Source organism: Ferrimonas balearica (genome assembly GCF_019802085.1).
Taxonomy (GTDB): Bacteria; Pseudomonadota; Gammaproteobacteria; order Enterobacterales; family Shewanellaceae; genus Ferrimonas; species Ferrimonas balearica_B.
This window is the reverse complement of the sequence record NZ_JAHVHV010000008.1, coordinates 34,535-52,400: the sequence shown is the minus strand read 5'-3', so window position 1 is coordinate 52,400 and position 17,866 is coordinate 34,535. Positions and strand designations below refer to the sequence as shown.

30 protein-coding genes are annotated in these 17,866 nt (G+C 56.5%); all 30 read right to left on the bottom strand.

Features of this window, described 5'->3' with window-relative positions; genetic code table 11:
* Nucleotides 1–7: 7 nt before the first annotated feature.
* A complete protein-coding gene (rpsD, locus tag KUV81_RS19545; RefSeq protein WP_222545578.1) occupies nucleotides 8–628 on the bottom strand; it encodes a 30S ribosomal protein S4 in 621 nt (206 codons plus the stop codon).
* Nucleotides 629–656: 28 nt separating this feature from the next.
* The gene (gene rpsK / locus KUV81_RS19540) at nucleotides 657–1,046 is read right to left on the bottom strand and encodes a 30S ribosomal protein S11 (RefSeq protein ID WP_222545577.1); all 390 of its coding nucleotides are present in this window, start codon (nucleotides 1,044–1,046) and stop codon (nucleotides 657–659) included.
* Nucleotides 1,047–1,059: 13 nt separating this feature from the next.
* Nucleotides 1,060–1,416, bottom strand: a complete 357-nt coding sequence (rpsM, locus tag KUV81_RS19535; protein ID WP_222545576.1) for a 30S ribosomal protein S13 — start codon at nucleotides 1,414–1,416, stop codon at nucleotides 1,060–1,062.
* 137 nt (nucleotides 1,417–1,553) lie between these two features.
* Nucleotides 1,554–1,667 carry a 50S ribosomal protein L36 gene (gene rpmJ / locus KUV81_RS19530; RefSeq protein WP_013343810.1) on the bottom strand — a complete coding sequence of 38 codons (114 nt, stop codon included), beginning with the start codon at nucleotides 1,665–1,667 and terminating at the stop codon, nucleotides 1,554–1,556.
* Nucleotides 1,668–1,691: 24 nt separating this feature from the next.
* Nucleotides 1,692–3,011 (bottom strand): preprotein translocase subunit SecY, encoded by a 1,320-nt coding sequence (gene secY / locus KUV81_RS19525; protein WP_222545575.1) that lies wholly within the window; start codon nucleotides 3,009–3,011, stop codon nucleotides 1,692–1,694.
* A gap of 14 nt (nucleotides 3,012–3,025) precedes the next feature.
* Nucleotides 3,026–3,460, bottom strand: a complete 435-nt coding sequence (gene rplO, locus KUV81_RS19520; protein ID WP_222545574.1) for a 50S ribosomal protein L15 — start codon at nucleotides 3,458–3,460, stop codon at nucleotides 3,026–3,028.
* A gap of 1 nt (nucleotide 3,461) precedes the next feature.
* Nucleotides 3,462–3,641: a 50S ribosomal protein L30 gene (rpmD, locus tag KUV81_RS19515; RefSeq protein ID WP_222545573.1), complete on the bottom strand. Its 180-nt coding sequence runs from the start codon at nucleotides 3,639–3,641 to the stop codon at nucleotides 3,462–3,464.
* A 6-nt stretch (nucleotides 3,642–3,647) separates the two neighbouring features.
* A complete protein-coding gene (rpsE, locus tag KUV81_RS19510; protein WP_222545572.1) occupies nucleotides 3,648–4,148 on the bottom strand; it encodes a 30S ribosomal protein S5 in 501 nt (166 codons plus the stop codon).
* 14 nt (nucleotides 4,149–4,162) lie between these two features.
* Nucleotides 4,163–4,513 (bottom strand): 50S ribosomal protein L18, encoded by a 351-nt coding sequence (gene rplR, locus KUV81_RS19505; RefSeq protein ID WP_222545571.1) that lies wholly within the window; start codon nucleotides 4,511–4,513, stop codon nucleotides 4,163–4,165.
* A 9-nt stretch (nucleotides 4,514–4,522) separates the two neighbouring features.
* A complete protein-coding gene (rplF, locus tag KUV81_RS19500; RefSeq protein ID WP_222545570.1) occupies nucleotides 4,523–5,056 on the bottom strand; it encodes a 50S ribosomal protein L6 in 534 nt (177 codons plus the stop codon).
* A gap of 12 nt (nucleotides 5,057–5,068) precedes the next feature.
* On the bottom strand, nucleotides 5,069–5,461 hold the full coding sequence (gene rpsH, locus KUV81_RS19495; protein WP_222545569.1) for a 30S ribosomal protein S8: 393 nt from the start codon (nucleotides 5,459–5,461) through the stop codon (nucleotides 5,069–5,071).
* A gap of 17 nt (nucleotides 5,462–5,478) precedes the next feature.
* The gene (gene rpsN, locus KUV81_RS19490) at nucleotides 5,479–5,784 is read right to left on the bottom strand and encodes a 30S ribosomal protein S14 (RefSeq protein WP_222210135.1); all 306 of its coding nucleotides are present in this window, start codon (nucleotides 5,782–5,784) and stop codon (nucleotides 5,479–5,481) included.
* Nucleotides 5,785–5,795: 11 nt separating this feature from the next.
* Complete coding sequence (gene rplE / locus KUV81_RS19485) at nucleotides 5,796–6,335, bottom strand: 50S ribosomal protein L5 (protein WP_222545568.1); 540 nt, start codon at nucleotides 6,333–6,335, stop codon at nucleotides 5,796–5,798.
* Nucleotides 6,336–6,349: 14 nt separating this feature from the next.
* Entirely contained in the window at nucleotides 6,350–6,664 is a 315-nt protein-coding gene (gene rplX, locus KUV81_RS19480; RefSeq protein ID WP_222545567.1) for a 50S ribosomal protein L24, read from the bottom strand.
* A 10-nt stretch (nucleotides 6,665–6,674) separates the two neighbouring features.
* A complete protein-coding gene (gene rplN / locus KUV81_RS19475; protein WP_222545566.1) occupies nucleotides 6,675–7,043 on the bottom strand; it encodes a 50S ribosomal protein L14 in 369 nt (122 codons plus the stop codon).
* Between the two features lie 163 nt (nucleotides 7,044–7,206).
* Nucleotides 7,207–7,455: a 30S ribosomal protein S17 gene (gene rpsQ, locus KUV81_RS19470; RefSeq protein WP_222545565.1), complete on the bottom strand. Its 249-nt coding sequence runs from the start codon at nucleotides 7,453–7,455 to the stop codon at nucleotides 7,207–7,209.
* Nucleotides 7,455–7,646, bottom strand: a complete 192-nt coding sequence (rpmC, locus tag KUV81_RS19465) for a 50S ribosomal protein L29 (RefSeq protein ID WP_222526911.1) — start codon at nucleotides 7,644–7,646, stop codon at nucleotides 7,455–7,457. Before rpmC ends, rpsQ begins: the two co-directional genes overlap by 1 nt.
* Nucleotides 7,646–8,059, bottom strand: a complete 414-nt coding sequence (gene rplP / locus KUV81_RS19460) for a 50S ribosomal protein L16 (RefSeq protein ID WP_222545564.1) — start codon at nucleotides 8,057–8,059, stop codon at nucleotides 7,646–7,648. The genes rpmC and rplP overlap by 1 nt, the downstream gene beginning before the upstream one ends.
* 11 nt (nucleotides 8,060–8,070) lie before the next feature.
* Complete coding sequence (gene rpsC / locus KUV81_RS19455; protein WP_222545563.1) at nucleotides 8,071–8,760, bottom strand: 30S ribosomal protein S3; 690 nt, start codon at nucleotides 8,758–8,760, stop codon at nucleotides 8,071–8,073.
* Nucleotides 8,761–8,771: 11 nt separating this feature from the next.
* Nucleotides 8,772–9,104: a 50S ribosomal protein L22 gene (rplV, locus tag KUV81_RS19450; protein ID WP_222545562.1), complete on the bottom strand. Its 333-nt coding sequence runs from the start codon at nucleotides 9,102–9,104 to the stop codon at nucleotides 8,772–8,774.
* Between the two features lie 13 nt (nucleotides 9,105–9,117).
* Nucleotides 9,118–9,396 carry a 30S ribosomal protein S19 gene (gene rpsS, locus KUV81_RS19445; protein WP_013343793.1) on the bottom strand — a complete coding sequence of 93 codons (279 nt, stop codon included), beginning with the start codon at nucleotides 9,394–9,396 and terminating at the stop codon, nucleotides 9,118–9,120.
* Between the two features lie 15 nt (nucleotides 9,397–9,411).
* The gene (rplB, locus tag KUV81_RS19440; protein WP_222545561.1) at nucleotides 9,412–10,236 is read right to left on the bottom strand and encodes a 50S ribosomal protein L2; all 825 of its coding nucleotides are present in this window, start codon (nucleotides 10,234–10,236) and stop codon (nucleotides 9,412–9,414) included.
* Nucleotides 10,237–10,254: 18 nt separating this feature from the next.
* Entirely contained in the window at nucleotides 10,255–10,557 is a 303-nt protein-coding gene (gene rplW / locus KUV81_RS19435; protein ID WP_222545560.1) for a 50S ribosomal protein L23, read from the bottom strand.
* A complete protein-coding gene (rplD, locus tag KUV81_RS19430; RefSeq protein ID WP_222545559.1) occupies nucleotides 10,554–11,159 on the bottom strand; it encodes a 50S ribosomal protein L4 in 606 nt (201 codons plus the stop codon). Before rplD ends, rplW begins: the two co-directional genes overlap by 4 nt.
* A gap of 17 nt (nucleotides 11,160–11,176) precedes the next feature.
* A complete protein-coding gene (gene rplC, locus KUV81_RS19425; RefSeq protein ID WP_222545558.1) occupies nucleotides 11,177–11,815 on the bottom strand; it encodes a 50S ribosomal protein L3 in 639 nt (212 codons plus the stop codon).
* A 34-nt stretch (nucleotides 11,816–11,849) separates the two neighbouring features.
* Nucleotides 11,850–12,161, bottom strand: coding sequence for a 30S ribosomal protein S10 (gene rpsJ, locus KUV81_RS19420; RefSeq protein ID WP_013343788.1), 312 nt, complete (start codon nucleotides 12,159–12,161; stop codon nucleotides 11,850–11,852).
* Between the two features lie 253 nt (nucleotides 12,162–12,414).
* Complete coding sequence (locus KUV81_RS19415) at nucleotides 12,415–14,619, bottom strand: GumC family protein (RefSeq protein WP_222545557.1); 2,205 nt, start codon at nucleotides 14,617–14,619, stop codon at nucleotides 12,415–12,417.
* 61 nt (nucleotides 14,620–14,680) lie between these two features.
* Nucleotides 14,681–15,202 (bottom strand): polysaccharide biosynthesis/export family protein, encoded by a 522-nt coding sequence (locus KUV81_RS19410; RefSeq protein WP_222545556.1) that lies wholly within the window; start codon nucleotides 15,200–15,202, stop codon nucleotides 14,681–14,683.
* A gap of 11 nt (nucleotides 15,203–15,213) precedes the next feature.
* On the bottom strand, nucleotides 15,214–16,386 hold the full coding sequence (locus KUV81_RS19405; protein WP_222545555.1) for an outer membrane beta-barrel protein: 1,173 nt from the start codon (nucleotides 16,384–16,386) through the stop codon (nucleotides 15,214–15,216).
* A gap of 25 nt (nucleotides 16,387–16,411) precedes the next feature.
* Nucleotides 16,412–17,821 carry an undecaprenyl-phosphate glucose phosphotransferase gene (locus tag KUV81_RS19400; RefSeq protein ID WP_315900109.1) on the bottom strand — a complete coding sequence of 470 codons (1,410 nt, stop codon included), beginning with the start codon at nucleotides 17,819–17,821 and terminating at the stop codon, nucleotides 16,412–16,414.
* Nucleotides 17,822–17,866: the final 45 nt, after the last annotated feature.

The following is a 17,866-nucleotide window of genomic DNA, read 5'->3' as shown; positions in this document are numbered from 1 at the left end:
TTAAGCTTTACTTGGAGTAAAGCTCGACGATCAGCTGTTCGTTGATATCAGCAGACAGATCGCTACGCTCAGGCAGGCGCTTGAAAGTGCCTTCCATCTTAGCGGAATCTACTTCTACCCAAGTCGGCTTCTCGCGCTGCTCAGCAACTTCCAGGGCACCTTTAATGCGGGCCTGCTTCTGAGCCTTCTCACGAACGGCGACGACGTCGTTCGGAGTAACGGAGAAGGACGGGATGTTCACAACACGACCGTTAACCTTGATGGCCTTGTGGCTCACCAGCTGACGAGCTTCAGCGCGAGTAGCACCGAAACCCATGCGGTATACCACGTTGTCCAGACGGCTTTCGAGAAGTTGCAGCAGGTTTTCACCAGTGTTGCCCTTCAGACGAGCCGCTTCCTTGTAGTAGTTGCGGAACTGCTTTTCCAGTACGCCGTACATACGACGAACTTTCTGCTTCTCACGCAACTGCACACCGTAGTCGGACAGACGAGCGCGACGAGCGCCGTGCTGACCAGGGACGGTATCGATCTTACATTTAGAATCGATCGCTCGAACGCCGCTTTTCAGGAACAGGTCTGTACCTTCACGACGGCTGAGTTTGAGCTTAGGACCCAAATATCTTGCCATGTTCTTTCTCCAACAGTCCTAGCGGGCGTTACACGCGGCGCTTTTTCGGCGGACGACAACCGTTGTGCGGAATCGGAGTCACATCGGTGATGTTGGTGATGCGGAAACCCGCAGCATTCAACGCACGGATGGAAGACTCACGACCCGGACCCGGACCTTTCACTTCGACTTCCAGATTCTTCAAGCCGTACTCTTTGGCCATTTCGGCACAGCGCTCGGCGGCCACCTGGGCAGCGAACGGAGTGGACTTACGAGAACCACGGAAACCAGAACCACCAGCGGTGGCCCAAGCCAGAGCGTTGCCCTGACGATCAGTGATGGTCACGATGGTGTTGTTGAAGGAAGCATGAACGTGAGCGATGCCGTCAGCTACCTGCTTACGTACCTTCTTACGAGTACGAGAAGGAGTTTTAGCCATTGGTTAATTCCCCTTACTTCTTAATCGGCTTACGCGGGCCCTTACGGGTGCGCGCGTTAGTCTTGGTACGTTGACCACGAACAGGCAGACTGCGACGGTGACGCAGGCCGCGGAAGCAACCCAGGTCCATCAGACGCTTAATGTTCATGGAGATCTCACGGCGCAGATCACCTTCAACGGTGAACTGACCTACTACGTCACGCACCTTATCGATGGTGGCGTCGTCGAGATCTTTGAATTTCACATCTTCAGCGATACCGGCCTCAGCGCAAATGGCTTTTGCGCGAGTCTGGCCGATGCCGAAAATGGCGGTCAGAGCAACAACCGCATGTTTATGCTCAGGAATGTTAATGCCAGCGATACGGGCCACTATAGCACTCCTACTATTCCAATGGGTCTACTGCGAAAAGCCCGATAGGATACTCGACAGCAGACCAGTTTGCAACAACACAGGGGCTGACCATGGGCCAGCCCTGTGCGCTTTGGTGGGTAGACCGGATAATCCGATTAACCCTGACGCTGTTTGTGCTTCGGCTCAGAGCAGATAACACGTACAACGCCGTTACGTTTGATGACCTTGCAGTTGCGGCACATCTTCTTAACGGATGCACGAACTTTCATTTTGGTACTCCGTATTCGGCGACCTTAACGGCCGTAGCCCTTAAGGTTGGCCTTCTTCAGCACAGAATCATATTGAGAAGACATCATATGAGTCTGTACCTGAGCCATGAAGTCCATGATTACCACCACCATAATCAGCAGTGAGGTACCACCAAAGTAGAAAGGTACATTGGTCGTAATCATCATGAACTCCGGAACCAAGCAGATAAAGGTGATGTAAGCTGCACCTGCCAGAGTCAGGCGAGTCATCACTTTATCAATGTAACGGGCAGTTTGCTCGCCCGGGCGAATACCGGGGATGAACGCACCACTCTTCTTCAGGTTGTCTGCAGTCTCACGGGGGTTGAACACCAGCGCCGTGTAGAAGAAACAGAAGAAGACAATCGCGACCGCATAAATCATCACGTACAGCGGCTGTCCGGGAGACAGTGCCAGAGAGATGTCTGACAAAATGCCACCCTGGTTCTTGTCGAACCACTGGGCCAAGGTGCCCGGGAACAGAATGATGCTGGACGCGAAGATCGGCGGGATAACGCCTGCCATGTTCACTTTCAGCGGTAAATGAGTGCTTTGGGCAGCGAACACGCGGCGGCCTTGCTGACGCTTGGCGTAGTTTACCACGATTCGGCGCTGACCGCGCTCCATAAATACCACGAAGGCGGTGATCAGGCTGACGATGACCGCCAGGCCGATCAGCAGCAGGAAGTGCATTTCACCTTGACGCGCCTGCTCTGCTGTTTGACCGATCGCGGAAGGCAGACCGGCGACGATACCTGTAAAGATCAGGATCGAGATGCCGTTGCCGATGCCACGCTCGGTGATCTGTTCACCCAGCCACATCAGGAACATGGTGCCGGTAACCAGGCTTACGACCGCTACGAAGTAGAAGCCGAAGCCGGGGTTGACCACCAGGCCAGGCAGCATGCTGGGCAAGCCAGTTGCAATACCGATGGACTGGAAGGTCGCCAGCACCAGGGTGCCCCAGCGGGTGTACTGGTTGATCTTACGACGACCAGACTCACCCTCTTTTTTCAGCTCCGCCAGAGTCGGGTGAACCACCGTCAGCAGCTGCATAATAATAGATGCAGAGATGTACGGCATGATCCCCAGGGCGAAGATGGAGGCACGCTCCAAGGCACCACCGGAGAACATGTTGAACATGCTCACGATGGTACCTTGTTGCTGCTTGAACAGTTCAGCAAGTACAGCGGCGTCAATACCAGGAATTGGCACGAAAGAACCGGCTCGGAAGACGATAATCGCTCCGAGAACAAACAACAGGCGCGCTTTCAGCTCTGAAAGGCCCCCTTTCGCACTTTTTAACTCAAGTCCTGGCTTAGCCATTGCGTACTTTCCCGTTACTCTTCGATTTTGCCGCCCGCAGCCTCAATGGCTTCGCGAGCGCCTTTGGTCACTTTCAGACCGCTTACAGTCACTGGGCGCTCGATCTTACCTGAAAGCACTACTTTCGCAAACTGAATGTTAGCGGAAAGGATGCCAGCGTCTTTCAGAGTAGCCAGGCTAACCACGTCACCGTCGACCTTGGCCACTTCGTTCAGACGAACTTCAGCGGAAACCAGGGACTTGCGGGAAGTGAAACCGAACTTGGGCAGACGCTGCTTCAGAGGCATTTGACCGCCTTCGAAGCCAGGACGTACGCTGCCGCCGGAACGGGACTTCTGACCTTTGTGACCACGGCCACCGGTCTTACCCAGACCAGAACCGATACCACGGCCTACGCGCTTGGCAGCAGTTTTGGAGCCAGCGGCCGGAGAAAGGGTATTCAGGCGCATGTTACTCCTCCACTTTTACCATGTAGGAAACTTTGTTCACCATACCGCGAACGGAAGGAGTGTCTTCCAGTTCTACGGTGTGACCGATCTTGCGCAGACCCAGGCCCACCAGAGTCGCCTTATGCTTAGGCAGACGACCGATGGAGCTCTTGATCTGAGTAACCTTGATAGTTTTAGCCATGTCAGATTACCCCCGGATCTCGTCGGCAGACAGGCCACGCTTGGCGGCGATCTGCTCGGGAGACTTCATGTGCACCAGCGCGTCAACGGTGGAGCGCACGATGTTGATCGGGTTGGTGGAACCGTAAGCTTTGGCCAGTACGTTGTGTACGCCAGCAACTTCCAGAACCGCACGCATCGCACCACCGGCAATAATACCGGTACCTTCGGAGGCGGGCTGCATGTAAACCTTGGAACCGGAGTGACGGCCCTTCACCGGGTGGTGCAGGGTACCGTTGTTCAGGGACACGGTGTACATGTTGCGACGGGCTTTCTCCATCGCTTTCTGGATGGCGGCGGGTACTTCGCGGGCTTTGCCGTAGCCAAAGCCAACGCGGCCGTTACCGTCACCAACAACAGTCAGAGCGGTGAAGCTAAAGATGCGACCACCTTTAACCACCTTGGAAACGCGGTTAACTGCAATCAGCTTCTCTTGCAGGTCACCGGCTTGATTTTCAATATTCGCCATGATCCACTCCCAACTTAGAACTGGAGGCCAGCTTCACGAGCAGCGTCAGCCAGAGCGGCTACGCGACCGTGATACTGGAAGCCGCTGCGATCGAAGGAAACGGCTTTGATGCCTTTTTCCAGAGCGCGTTCAGCTACAGCTTTACCAACTGCCTTGGCAGCGTCGGTGTTGCCGGTGCCTTTCAGTTGCTCTTTGATCGCCTTCTCTACAGTGGAAGCGGCAACCACTACATTTGCGTCTGCAGTGATAACCTGGGCGTAGATGTGACGAGGAGTACGGTGCACGACCAGACGAGTCGCGCCCATTTCCTGAATTTGTTTGCGCACGCGGGTAGCGCGACGCAGACGAGCTGCTTTCTTGTCCATCGTGTTACCTTACTTCTTCTTGGCCTCTTTACGACGCACGTTCTCATCAGCGTAACGCACACCTTTACCCTTGTAGGGCTCGGGAGCACGGTAAGCGCGGATGTTCGCGGCCGCCTGACCAACAGACTGCTTGTCTGCGCCAGTGAGGACGATTTCAGTTTGGCTCGGGCATTCGGCCTTCACACCTTCCGGCAGAACGTATTCAACCGGGTGGGAAAAACCGAGAGTCAGGTTGACTGCGTTACCTTTCACCGCTGCACGGTAACCAACACCGTTCAGCTGCAGCTTCTTAGTGAAGCCTTCGGTGACACCGACCACCATGTTGTTAACCAGAGCACGAGCGGTGCCGGCTTGGGCCCAAGCGTTGGCAGCGCCTTCGCGGGGACCAAAGGTCACCTGGTTCTCTTCTTTGGCAACAACTACGGCGTCGTTCAGGACGCGAGTCAGGGTGCCCTTACCACCTTTAACGGTGACTTCCTGGCCGTTCAGAGATACCTCTACGCCAGCAGGGATAGCAACGGGTGCCTTAGCTACACGAGACATATTGCTACCTCCTTACGCTACGTAGCAGATGATCTCACCGCCCAGACCCAGATTACGGGCTGCACGGTCGGTCATCACACCTTTAGAGGTGGACACGATAGCGATACCCAGACCACCCATTACTTTCGGCAGCTCATCTTTCTTTTTGTAGATGCGCAGGCCGGGGCGGCTGGCACGCTCGATGGATTCTACCACCGGCTTACCTTGGAAGTACTTCAGAGTCACTTCCAGAGTCGGTTTAACGTCACCGGAGACGGCGAAATCAGCTACGTAACCTTCAGATTTCAGAACGTTAGCAATAGCCAGTTTCAGCTTTGAGGACGGCATGGTCACTGCAACTTTGTTGGCAGCCTGGCCGTTGCGGATGCGCGTCAGCATATCCGCGATCGGATCTTGCATGCTCATATTCGCTTACTCCCGAATTACCAAGAGGCCTTTTTGAGGCCAGGAACTTCACCACGCATGGCGGCTTCACGCAGCTTGATTCGGCTCAGGCCGAACTTACGCAGGTAGCCATGGGGACGGCCAGTGACGTTACAGCGGTTACGCTGACGGGACGCACTGGAGTCACGCGGGAGTTGTTGCAGTTTCAGGACAGCGGCCCAGCGCTCCTCTTCAGAAGCGTTGACGTCCTTGATGATCGCTTTCAGCGCAGCACGCTTTTCGGCGTACTGAGCTACCAGCTTAGCGCGCTTTGCTTCACGCGCTTTCATGGAAAGTTTAGCCATAACCCTACACCTTACTTGCGGAACGGGAAGTTGAAGGCAGCCAGCAGAGCACGCCCTTCCTCGTCAGAGCCGGCGGAAGTGGTAATGGTGATATCCATACCGCGCAGCTTATCGATTTTGTCGTAATCGATTTCCGGGAAGATGATTTGCTCACGAACGCCCATAGAGTAGTTACCACGACCATCGAACGCTTTCGGGTTCAGGCCACGGAAGTCACGGATACGCGGTACCGCGATGGATACCAGGCGCTCGAAGAACTCCCACATACGCTCGCCGCGCAGGGTCACTTTACAGCCAATCGGATAGCCGTCACGGATCTTAAAGCCAGCAACAGATTTGCGAGCTTTGGTAACCAGAGGCTTCTGACCGGAAATCGCTGCCATGTCAGCAACGGCATTTTCCAGCACCTTCTTGTCCGCTACGGCTTCACCGACACCCATGTTAAGGGTGATCTTTTCAATCCGAGGGACTTGCATGATGCTCTTGTAGCCGAATTGCTGCATCAGCTCTTTTACTACAGCTTCTTTGTAGTAATCATGCAGTTTCGCCATCGTTTACTCCAAAATTACTTAACGATTTCGTCGTTGGACTTGAAGAAACGGACTTTCTTGCCGTCTTCAAATCGGAAACCCACACGATCAGCCTTGCCAGTGGCAGGGTTGAACAGAGCCACGTTGGACGCGTGGATGGGGGCTTCCTTCTCTACGATGCCACCTTGAACACCCAGTTGGGGGTTCGGCTTCTGGTGCTTCTTCACCAGGTTGACGCCATCGACGAGGATCTTACCGGTGGTCAGGACTTGGGAAACCTTACCGCGCTTACCCTTGTCTTTACCGGCCAGTACAATCACTTCGTCGTTGCGACGGATTTTTGCTGCCATGTTTAGCTCCTTACAGTACTTCCGGCGCCAGGGACACAATCTTCATGAACTGCTCATTACGCAGTTCACGAGTCACAGGGCCAAAGATACGAGTGCCGATCGGCTGGTTGTTTGCGTTCAGCAAAACAGCAGCGTTACGGTCGAAGCGAATGACAGAACCGTCGGGACGACGAACGCCCTTCTTGGTACGTACTACCACCGCGTTAAATACATCACCTTTCTTGGCCTTACCGCGCGGGATGGATTCCTTCACGGAAACCTTGATGATGTCGCCGATGCCGGCGTAACGACGGTGAGAGCCACCCAAGACCTTAATACACTGCACGCTGCGTGCGCCGGAGTTATCGGCAACATCCAGCACAGATTGCATTTGGATCATTTCAGTGCTCCGCTAATTTACTTCAATTACCCTTTTCGGGCTGTTGGCTGCCATGAAAAGGCGCGAAATTATAACACCAACCGCAAGAGAAAGGGTAGATAAAAATTAACCGGCCCGGGAGAACCCGGGCCGGTCGTTTTGTGTTGCTGTAAGGGCCTAAAACTTAGGCCTTTTCTACAACACTCACCAGAGTCCAGGACTTAGTCTTGGACAGCGGGCGGCACTCGCGGATTTCCACGAGGTCGCCGATACCGCACTGGTTGGTTTCGTCATGAACGTGCAGCTTGGTAGTGCGCTTCATGAACTTGCCGTAGATCGGGTGCTTAACTTTGCGCTCGATGGCTACGGTGATGGACTTGTCCATCTTGTCACTGATCACACGACCCTGCAGAGTACGGATTTTGTCAGACATTACGCACCTGCCTTCTCAGTCAGAATGGTCTTAACGCGCGCAATGTTGCGGCGTACCTTCTTCATTTCGTGAGTCGCTTTCAGCTGACCGGTCGCGTTCTGCATACGCAGGTTGAACTGTTCACGGAGCAGGTTCAGCAGCTCGGCGTTCAGTTCTTCAACGCTCTTTTCACGCAGATCTTGTGCTTTCATCACATCACCTTACGAGTTACAAAGGTGGTCTGTACGGACAGCTTGGCGGCAGCCAGGGAGAAGGCTTCGCGAGCCAGCTCTTCCGGAACACCTTCCATTTCGTACAGGACGCGACCCGGCTGGATCTGAGCTACCCAGTACTCGACGTTACCTTTACCTTTACCCATACGCACTTCAAGCGGCTTGTTGGTGATCGGCTTGTCCGGGAATACACGGATCCAGATCTTGCCCTGACGCTTGATGTGACGGGTCATGGCACGACGGGCCGCTTCGATTTGACGAGCGGTCAGACGGCCACGGGTGGTCGCTTTCAGGCCGAAAGTGCCAAAGGATACCTTGTCACCGCTGGTGGCTACACCGCGGTTACGACCCTTGTGCATCTTACGGAACTTCATACGTTTAGGTTGCAGCATCTCGGTTCCCCTTACTTACCACGACCTTTGCGCTTCGGCTGCGCCTTCGGCTCTTCCGCAACTACCGGCAGACCGCCCAGAACTTCGCCTTTGAAGATCCAGACTTTGATGCCGATAACACCGTAGGTGGTGTGAGCGGAGGAAGTGGCGTAGTCGATGTCAGCGCGCAGAGTGTGCAGCGGCACACGACCTTCACGGTACCATTCGGTACGTGCGATCTCGGCACCACCCAGACGACCAGAAACTTCGATCTTGATGCCCTTGGCACCCAAACGCATGGCGTTCTGAACCGCGCGCTTCATAGCGCGACGGAACATCACACGACGCTCCAGCTGAGAGGCAACGGAGTCACCTACCAGTTGAGCATCCAGTTCCGGCTTGCGTACTTCACTGATGTTGATCTGCGCAGGAACGCCGGCCAGCTTGGCGACTTTCAGACGCAGCTTCTCAACATCTTCCCCTTTCTTACCAATGACAACGCCAGGGCGAGCAGTGTGAATGGTCACACGAACACTCTTGGCCGGACGCTCAATGGTGATGCGGGAAACGGAAGCGTTCTTCAGTTCCTTTTTCAGGAACTCACGCACTTCGTGGTCGCTGAACAGGTTGTCAGCGTAGTCTTTCTTCTCCGCGTACCAGGTCGAAGACCAGGGCTTGGTGATACCAAGGCGGATACCATTAGGATGTACTTTCTGTCCCATTGCGGCTCCCCTTACTTATCGGCCACAACCACAGTGATGTGGCTGGAACGTTTCAGGATGCGATCGGCACGGCCTTTAGCACGCGGCATGATGCGCTTCATGGTCGGACCTTCGTCAACGAAGATTTTGGCGACTTTCAGATCGTCGATATCCAGACCTTCGTTGTGCTCTGCGTTAGCAATGGCAGATTCCAGTACCTTTTTAACCAGGCTGGCAGCCTTCTTGGGGCTGAAAGCCAGGATGTCCAGGGCACGGTCAACCGGCAGACCACGGATCTGATCGGCAACCAGGCGAGCCTTTTGCGGAGAGGTACGAGCAAAACGGTGTTTAGCTAAAACTTCCATCTTCTTCTACCCCTTAGCGTTTCTTCGCTTTCTTATCCGCAGCGTGGCCGCGGTAAGTGCGAGTCGGCGCAAATTCGCCCAGCTTGTGACCGATCATGTCTTCAGTAACGAAAACCGGAACGTGCTGGCGACCATTATGGACAGCGATGGTGAGACCAATCATATCGGGAATGATCATCGAACGACGGGACCAAGTCTTAACAGGCTTTTTGTCTCCGCTTTCCACCGCTTTCTCTACCTTCTTCAGCAAGTGCAGGTCGATAAACGGACCTTTCTTGAGAGAACGTGGCATGGTGAATCCTCTAAATTACTTGGTACGACGACGTACGATGAACTTATCGGTACGCTTATTGCTGCGGGTCTTCTTACCTTTGGTCGGAACGCCCCACGGAGAAACCGGGTGACGACCACCAGAGGTACGACCCTCACCACCACCGTGCGGGTGATCTACCGGGTTCATGGCAACACCACGAACGGTCGGACGAACACCACGCCAGCGCTTGGCACCAGCTTTACCCAGCTGACGCAGCATGTGCTCGGAGTTACCTACTTCACCCAGGGTGGCACGGCCTTCGGCCAGCACCTTGCGCATCTCGCCGGAACGCAGACGCAGGGTTACGTAAGCACCATCACGGGCAACGATCTGGGCATAGGCACCAGCGGAGCGGGCAATCTGACCGCCTTTACCGGGCTTAAGCTCGATGTTGTGTACGGTAGAACCAACCGGGATGTTGCGCATCGGCAGGGCGTTGCCCACCTTGATGTCAGCTTCCTGGCCGGAAACGATGGAATCGCCAGCTTGCAGGCCTTTGGGGGCCAGGATGTAGCGACGCTCACCGTCAGCGTACAGAACCAGAGCGATGTTGGCGCTGCGGTTCGGATCGTACTCCAGACGCTCAACCTTGGCCGGAACGCCATCTTTGTTGCGCTTGAAGTCGATGATACGGTAGTGCTGCTTGTGACCACCGCCGATGTGGCGAGTGGTGATGCGGCCGGCGTTGTTACGACCACCAGACTTGGACTTCTTGTCCAACAGAGCAGCGTGAGGCTTACCCTTGTGCAGCTCGTTGTTCACGACCTTAACGACGTGGCGACGACCCGCAGAGGTAGGCTTACACTTAACAATAGCCATTATCTAAACTCCTACTGCTTACTCAGCGCCGCCGACAAAGTCGATGTCAGCGCCTTCGGCCAGGGTGACGTAGGCTTTTTTCCAGTCGCTACGACGACCGAAACGAGCGCCGTGACGCTTGACCTTACCCTTAACCACGCTGGTGCGAACGCCAGTGACCTGCACTTCGAACAGCTTCTCAACCGCAGCCTTGATCTCTGCCTTGGTAGCGTCCGTGGCAACCTTGAACACGATGGTGTTGTTCAGTTCGGCAGCCATGGTGCTCTTTTCAGAGATGTGCGGAGCCAGCAGCACTTTCAGCAAACGTTCTTCACGGATCATGCCAGCTTCTCCTCAATCTGCTTAACTGCATCAGCAGTCATCAGAACCTTGTCAAAGGCGATCAGGCTGACCGGATCGATGCCGTCCACGTCGCGAACGTCAACCTTGTACAGGTTGCGAGAAGCCAGGAACAGGTTCTCGTCCACTTCGCCGGTCACGATCAGTACGTCGTTCAGCTCCAGCTCTTTCAGCTTGGAAACCAGTTCTTTGGTTTTCGGAGCTTCAACAGCGAACTTCTCAACAACGATCAGACGGTCTTGACGTACCAGCTCAGACAGAATGCTGCGCAGAGCGGCGCGGTACATCTTCTTGTTCACTTTCTGGCCGTGATCCTGAGGCTTGGCAGCGAAGGTTACGCCACCAGAACGCCAGATCGGGCTCTTAACAGTACCGGCACGAGCACGGCCAGTACCTTTCTGACGCCACGGCTTTTTGCCGGTGCCAGCCACTTCAGCGCGGGTCTTCTGAGCACGGGTACCCTGACGAGCGTTAGCGGCAAAAGCCACTACCACCTGGTGTACCAGAGCCTCGTTGAATTCACGACCGAAGGTAGTTTCGGAAACTTCAAGAGCGCTCTGCGCGTCTTTCATTACCAATTCCATTACTATCTCCTCAGACGTTACGCTTTAACGGCAGGCTTAACGATCACGTCACCGCCGTTGGCACCAGGGATAGCACCCTTGACCAGCAGCAGGTTGCGCTCAGCGTCAATACGTACCACATCCAGGTTCTGAGTGGTTACACGCTCATCACCCATGTGGCCAGCCATTTTCTTGCCCTTGAATACCTTACCCGGGGATTGGTTTTGACCAATGGAACCCGGAGCACGGTGGCTCAAGGAGTTACCGTGAGTCATGTCCTGGGTACGGAAGTTCCAGCGCTTTACAGCACCCTGGAAGCCTTTACCCTTGGATTGACCGGTAACGTCTACTTTTGCGACATCAGTGAAGATGTCGACTTTCAGCTCAGCACCCAGCTCGATGCCTTCGCCTTCACCCTCACCCAGGCGAAGCTCCCAAGTGCCACGACCGGCTTCAACACCGGCTTTGGCAAAGTGACCAGCTTCAGGCTTGGTGACGCGGTTGGCTTTTTTGGTGCCAGCAGTTACCTGCAGGGCACGGTAGCCGTCAGTTTCCAGCGTCTTAACCTGGGTTACACGGTTCGGTTCTACTTCGATTACGGTCACAGGGATAGACACGCCTTCAGGAGTGAAGATGCGAGTCATACCTACTTTGCGACCTACAAGACCGATAGCCATTCTTCTAAACCTCTTTCCGCTTAGGATCTCAGCCTTAACCCAGGCTGATCTGCACGTCGACGCCAGCAGCCAGATCCAGACGCATCAGCGCGTCAACAGTCTTATCGGTAGGCTCAACAATGTCCACCAGGCGCTTGTGAGTACGGATCTCGTATTGATCACGTGCGTCTTTGTTCACGTGAGGAGAGATCAGTACGGTGTAGCGCTCTTTACGGGTGGGCAGCGGGATGGGACCGCGAACTTGAGCACCAGTGCGCTTAGCAGTCTCAACGATTTCCGCGGTAGACTGGTCGATCAGACGGTGATCGAACGCCTTCAGGCGGATACGGATTCTTTGGTTCTGCATTGACCAGAGCTCCAACTCTAAGAAACACATAAACCAATCCCTTCACCACCTTCTATAGAAAGGGGAAGAGACGATTCGCTAACCAATCAACTCCAAATCGGAGTTGCTGTATTCATAGGCGCGCATTGCGCCTTACATCAGATGATGCAGCCGGGCCAATTGCCCGAGCCGGACGAATTATACGCAGACCTGGTCCAAACGCAAGGGCAAAGCAGAAAAAAAGCGCCGTGGTGTGGCCACGGCGCCTTTCGAGTCAGGCTGCGCTCTCCCTGGGTGACAAGCTGGCCGGCTTCTCTTCGTAACCGTGGCCATAGTAGTTGTCGTAACCGCTGCCATATTGGGCCTGCATGGCCCCCTTGCCAGCTCGGTTGAGCACCACGCCCTCCAACAGGATCTTGTTCTCCAAGACTCGGTCGATGGCACTTTTCGCCAGGCGGGCGCGAGTATGGTCCGCGCGTACCACAAACAGCATGGAGCCCGCCATCCGAGCCACCACCAGGGCATCGGATACCGAGTGGATGGGCGGCGTGTCCAACAGCACCATGTCGTACTCGGACTTGGCCAACTGCAACACTCGGCGGAAGCTGTCGCCAGAGAGGGCTTCCAGCGGGTGGGACAGTACCGTACCCGCCGACAGAATGTGCAGACCCGTTTCCTCATCCTTATAGATGCACTCCTCCAGAGAGTGAGTGCCGCTCAGGGTGTTGGTCAGCCCTGGCTGGTAGGAGGGCAGCTCAAAGGCTTTGCCGACCGAGGGTTTACGCAAGTCGCAATCCACCAGCAGCACCTTTTTCACCTGCTGCAGCGACAGCGCCAGGCTGATGGCCGAGGTGGTCTTGCCCTCCCCCGGAGCCGCAGAACTGATGGCCAGGGAGATCCCGCTGGTATTGAGATGCTGGAGCGTAAATGCAGTCCGCACGCTGCGCCACGCTTCACCAAACTCCGGCCGACTTCGATTGAAGTAGCTCTTGGCCAGGGCAGAGCCGCCAATGGCCTTCACCTCGGGAATGATCCCAAGCAGCTTGGCAGCCAACTCGGTTTCCACTTCATTTGCACGGCTGATCACATCGACGAAGCGCGCGTGCAGCAGCGCCAATATCGACGACACCGCCAGAGCCGCCAGCATGATCATGCCAAGCAGGGGCCCTTTCTGAGGTTTGCTGGGTTTGAGTGCCGGCAGTGCCCGATCGGTAAATCGCGCGATCGCTTCATTGAAATCGCCGGCCACGCCGGTCTCTTTAATCCGGGTCAGGAAGGTGTCATAGAGTTGGCGGTTGGTTTCCACCTCCCGTTGCAACTCTCGATATCGGCTCTCGTTCTTGCTCAGCCCCTGGTAGTTCTGCCGCGCCGCCACCAGCTCGGCCGACAGGGTGGCTTCCTGGGCTCGCGCAGTTTGATACTCCTGCTGAATGCCGCTGACCAACTGTCGGATCTGACGGCGCAGCGCAGCTCGCACCTCCCGCAGCTCCGCCTGGGCGGCGATCATGGTCTTGTGCTTGGGGCCGTATCGCTGAGAGAGCTGAGCGACTTTCTGCTCGGCCTGTGCCTCAGCGTTCCGCAGGCGCTCGACAGTGGGGTGACGATTGATCTCAGGCAATGACGCCAAGGCCTCCATGTCATTTCCCCCGGAAGACGCCACGTTTCGCGCCACCGACTCGGCCATGGTTCGGCGACTCTTCGCTTCCGACAAGCGACCGGCGATGGTCTCCAGTTCCTGGCCTTCCAGAGTAAGCAGTCCCTCCACATCCACCAGGCCGGCTTGGTCCCTGAACTGCTGCAGCGCCTCCTCGGAGGCCCGCAAATTCGCCTTGAGCCGCTCCAAACGCTCTCGCATCCAGCCCGTCGCCTCCTGAGTGGCGACCAGCTTGTCTTCCATGTAGGACTCGATGTACGCCTGACCGATGGCATTGGCCACCTCGGCCGCCAGCGCCGGATCCTCCGCCTCAAACTGGATGCTCACCAGCTGGGTGTTGCGCACCGGTTTGAGGGTCAGACGGTCGTAGTACTCGCCCAGTAGTCGCTGATGGCGGCGGTATGCCACGGCTTCCTCGCTGAGTGGAGGCCCCTCCTCACCCCCCAATAAGGCGTCCACTTTGGCCTCTGCCCAGTCCTTCACCATGGACAAGCCGAAGTCCATGCCTTCTTCCGGTTGGAACTCTGCCCGTTCTGCCAGGTTCAGCTGGTTGATCACCACATCGGCGATCTTGCGAGACTGGATGATTTCGTACTGGGTTTGGAAATACTCATCCCGGCTGGAGTCCACGCCGTAGACCCCTTCGATGGACACCACCTTTGAGGGAGAGTTTTCCAGCAGCAGAGTGGCAGTGGAGCTGTAGATGTGGGGCAGTTGCAGCACCACGGCCGCACCAGCAAGGGTCACTGCCAAGGTGAAGAGCGCAATCCACCATTTGTAGCGGGCCAGCACCGCCAGCCTGCCACCCAACCCGACCCACTCCATGGCCAAAACCTCATCCCTACGAGAACTGATATCGCGTTTCATAGGTCTCTCCCAGGGCGGGTCAGAAGAAGGAGTCTTCGATGTATATGGAATCGCCCGGTAATACTTCCGTGGCCATCGAAACGTCGATCACCCTCTCACCATTTGGGGTTCTGCGGGTCAGGGTGATCCCCCGACTGGAGGCCCTTTCGGTCAGCCCCCCGGCCAGCGCCACCGCTTTGCGCACCGTCAGGCCCGGTTGGAAAGGATAGCCGCCTGGGCGGCGGACCTCGCCATTGATGTAGAAAGGCCGGTATTCAACGATGCTGACGGAAACACTGGGGTTGATCAGGTACTCCCCTTTCAGCCCAGAGTGAATGAGCTGCTCCACCTGGGTCAATTTGAGGCCCGAGAGCTTCAACTGCCCCAGATAGGGATAGGAGATCACCCCAGACTCACTGAGCCGGATCTCCGAAATGCTCAGGTCTGCCTCACCAAACACCTGGATCCGAATCTGGTCTCCAGGTCCCAACAGGTAACCCGATGCATCGTCCGCCCAGGCAATGGCGCTCCACAGGCAGCACAAGCCGATTAACCATCTCATCTTTAACATCCTCAGAGCGCTACGGTTATCATCAATCCATACTGGTTTTTATCGTAATTCAGCTCAGGGTCATCCCGGGTTGAGCTGTTGTCGCGGTAGCTGTAATAGGGCTCGAAGCGCAACCAGCGACGAAAATCGTATATGACTCCCAGGCGAAGTCGGGTGATCTCATCTTCCCTGTCATCTCCGGTGTAATCCTTATCGGTGTAGCTGGCGCCGAGGCTGGTGCCCCAGCGTGTCTGCCAGAAGTGCTCCCAGGTGATCTCGTACCGGGACTCTTCGACGTAGTCGCCGTCGGTGAAGGGATCCTTGGTCTCCCGCGCACTGATGAGATCCACCGTGGAGTAGGAGGTGGGCCGCCAGGTAAAGGCGATGTCCCAGGCGAAGCCGGTGAAATCCTCGCGTCCCGAGTCATCGAAGCGCTTATCTTCGATGCCGAAGGCCGCCCGCCCCTCGCTTTGTGCCGAAGCCTCCCAAATCAGTCCGACCAGGCCACGGGTGACCTTGCTGTCCCGTGCCAGCTCTCCCGGCTCTACCCGGTCATAGCTGGTGTCGGTTTCCGACAAGTCCAACAGCAGGCGGGTGCGCGCGCCCATGCGCCATTTGAAGGTGGCCCCATAGCGAAACTTGTCATGGTCTCGATACTGGCTGCGTTCGCGGAAGTTGTCGTAGGTGCGCTGGTAGTATCCCAGGTTGCCGCCGATCTGCATGCGCGCCGACAATGCGCCAAATTCGTACGCCCCGGTGACGTCGTGGGAGGTGAACTCCACCGGCTCATCGGTCTGATCGAACTCGGCAATGCCGGTGCCTCGAGCCTGGTGCCCCTTGTGAAATTCGTAATTGGCGTCCACCCGGTGCCGCGCCGTGAACTCGTGATGGCCGGTCAGATCCAGGGTGTGGTCGAGGTAGTTGTCGTCGGAAGAATCAAAGTAGGTGGTGGAGTCCAGCAGGTAATCAACTCTCAGGTGGCTGATGCGGCGCCCAAACAGCACCCGCACCTCGGGCAACACCCTGAGATATTGGGAGTCCAGGGTGTCGGCACCGGAGTGAAGCAGGTTGTCATCGTAACCGTACTCCAGCCCGATTCTGGGCTCCATGCGGATCCCTTCGCCCAGGTCCACTCGGGCAGGCTCAAACTCCGCGGCCAGACCCGCACTGGCCCAGGCCCCCAATAACCATCCCACGCTCTTTCTCACACGCCACCTCTCTTCAGTAAGCGTTTTCGTGTAGAAAGCCTCTCCTCAACGTCAACAGCAGGATATGGATATCAAGAACCACAGACCAGTGGGTGATGTAGTGCATGTCGTACTCTACCCGCCTGGCCATCTTGTCCAGGGTATCGGTTTCGCCCCGCCAGCCATTGACCTGGGCCCAACCGGTGATACCCGGCTTCACTTTGTGTCGCAACATGTAGCCCTGGATAAGGGCTCGGTATTGCTCATTGTGTGCCACCGCATGGGGCCTGGGCCCCACAACCGACATTCGCCCCTGGAGTACATTGATGAACTGAGGCAGCTCATCCAGGGAAGTTCGCCGCAGAAACGCGCCTATCTTAGTGATCCGGCTATCGTTTCTGGTGGCCTGTTTTATAGTAGATCCATTTTCAACGCACGTCATTGAGCGAAACTTCCACACCTCAATTCGGCGCCCATCTACCCCGTAGCGCACCTGCTTGAACAACACCGGCCCCTTGGACTCCAGCCGGATGGCCGCGGCAATCAGCAGCATGGGCAGGGCAAACACCAACAGTGCCAGGGAGGCGATGGTGAGATCTTCGGCCCGTTTCAGAGCCCCCCAGGGGCCGCGGATGGGCGACTCATAGACGCTCAAGGTGCGGATCCCACCCACTTGGTACCAGGCGGCGTTCACCAGGTTGTAGATGAAGAAGTTGGGCACCAGGTGCACTTCGCTGGTGGTGTTGGCGCAGCGCTGCAAAATGGCGGCAATGCGATCCTCGGCTTTCATCGGCAGCGCCACGAAGATTTGGTCCACCCCGCCCTTGGCCGCCCGTTCCAGGGCAAAATCGATGTCACCCAGCAGTCGGGGCTGAACCATGGGGTCAAGCCGGTGCTTCTCCCGGTCATCACAGAACCCGAGGATTCGAACCCCTAACTCCGGCTGCTCCGCCATGGCGTCCGCCAACTGGATCCCCAAAGGTGTGGCGCCGACTACCAGGGCCGTTTTAAGGTTTTTGCCTTCCGCCCTGAGCCGGCGCAGATGATGGCGCAAAAGCCAGCGCCACCCCACCAGCAGGGCCGCTACCGCCGCCATCCAGTAGGCAAAGCCCACCCGGCCGAAGGTCACCCCCAGCTTGAGGAAGTAGAGCCCCAGCACCATGGCGATGGCCACAGCGCACCACACCAGCAGGGTAACCAGTATCACCTCGGAAAAGGGGGCCAGACGCCAGGAGCGGTAGAGAGAGAAGATTTCGGACAGATAGAGCATCATCAAAGCAGCGATGCAGGCCCAGAGCACGAGCTGCTCCGGAGGCAGGTACAACGGCCCGCCCAGCGACCAGACCAGGGCCAATCCCAACAACACAGAGGAAAAATCGAACAGGCGGACCCACCCAGGATGCAGCCCCCGGCCCGCGCCCTCATCGAACTCGCGGTCAATCACCTTCCCCTCCTACAACTCACCAACTTCTTACATCAACTGACTAGC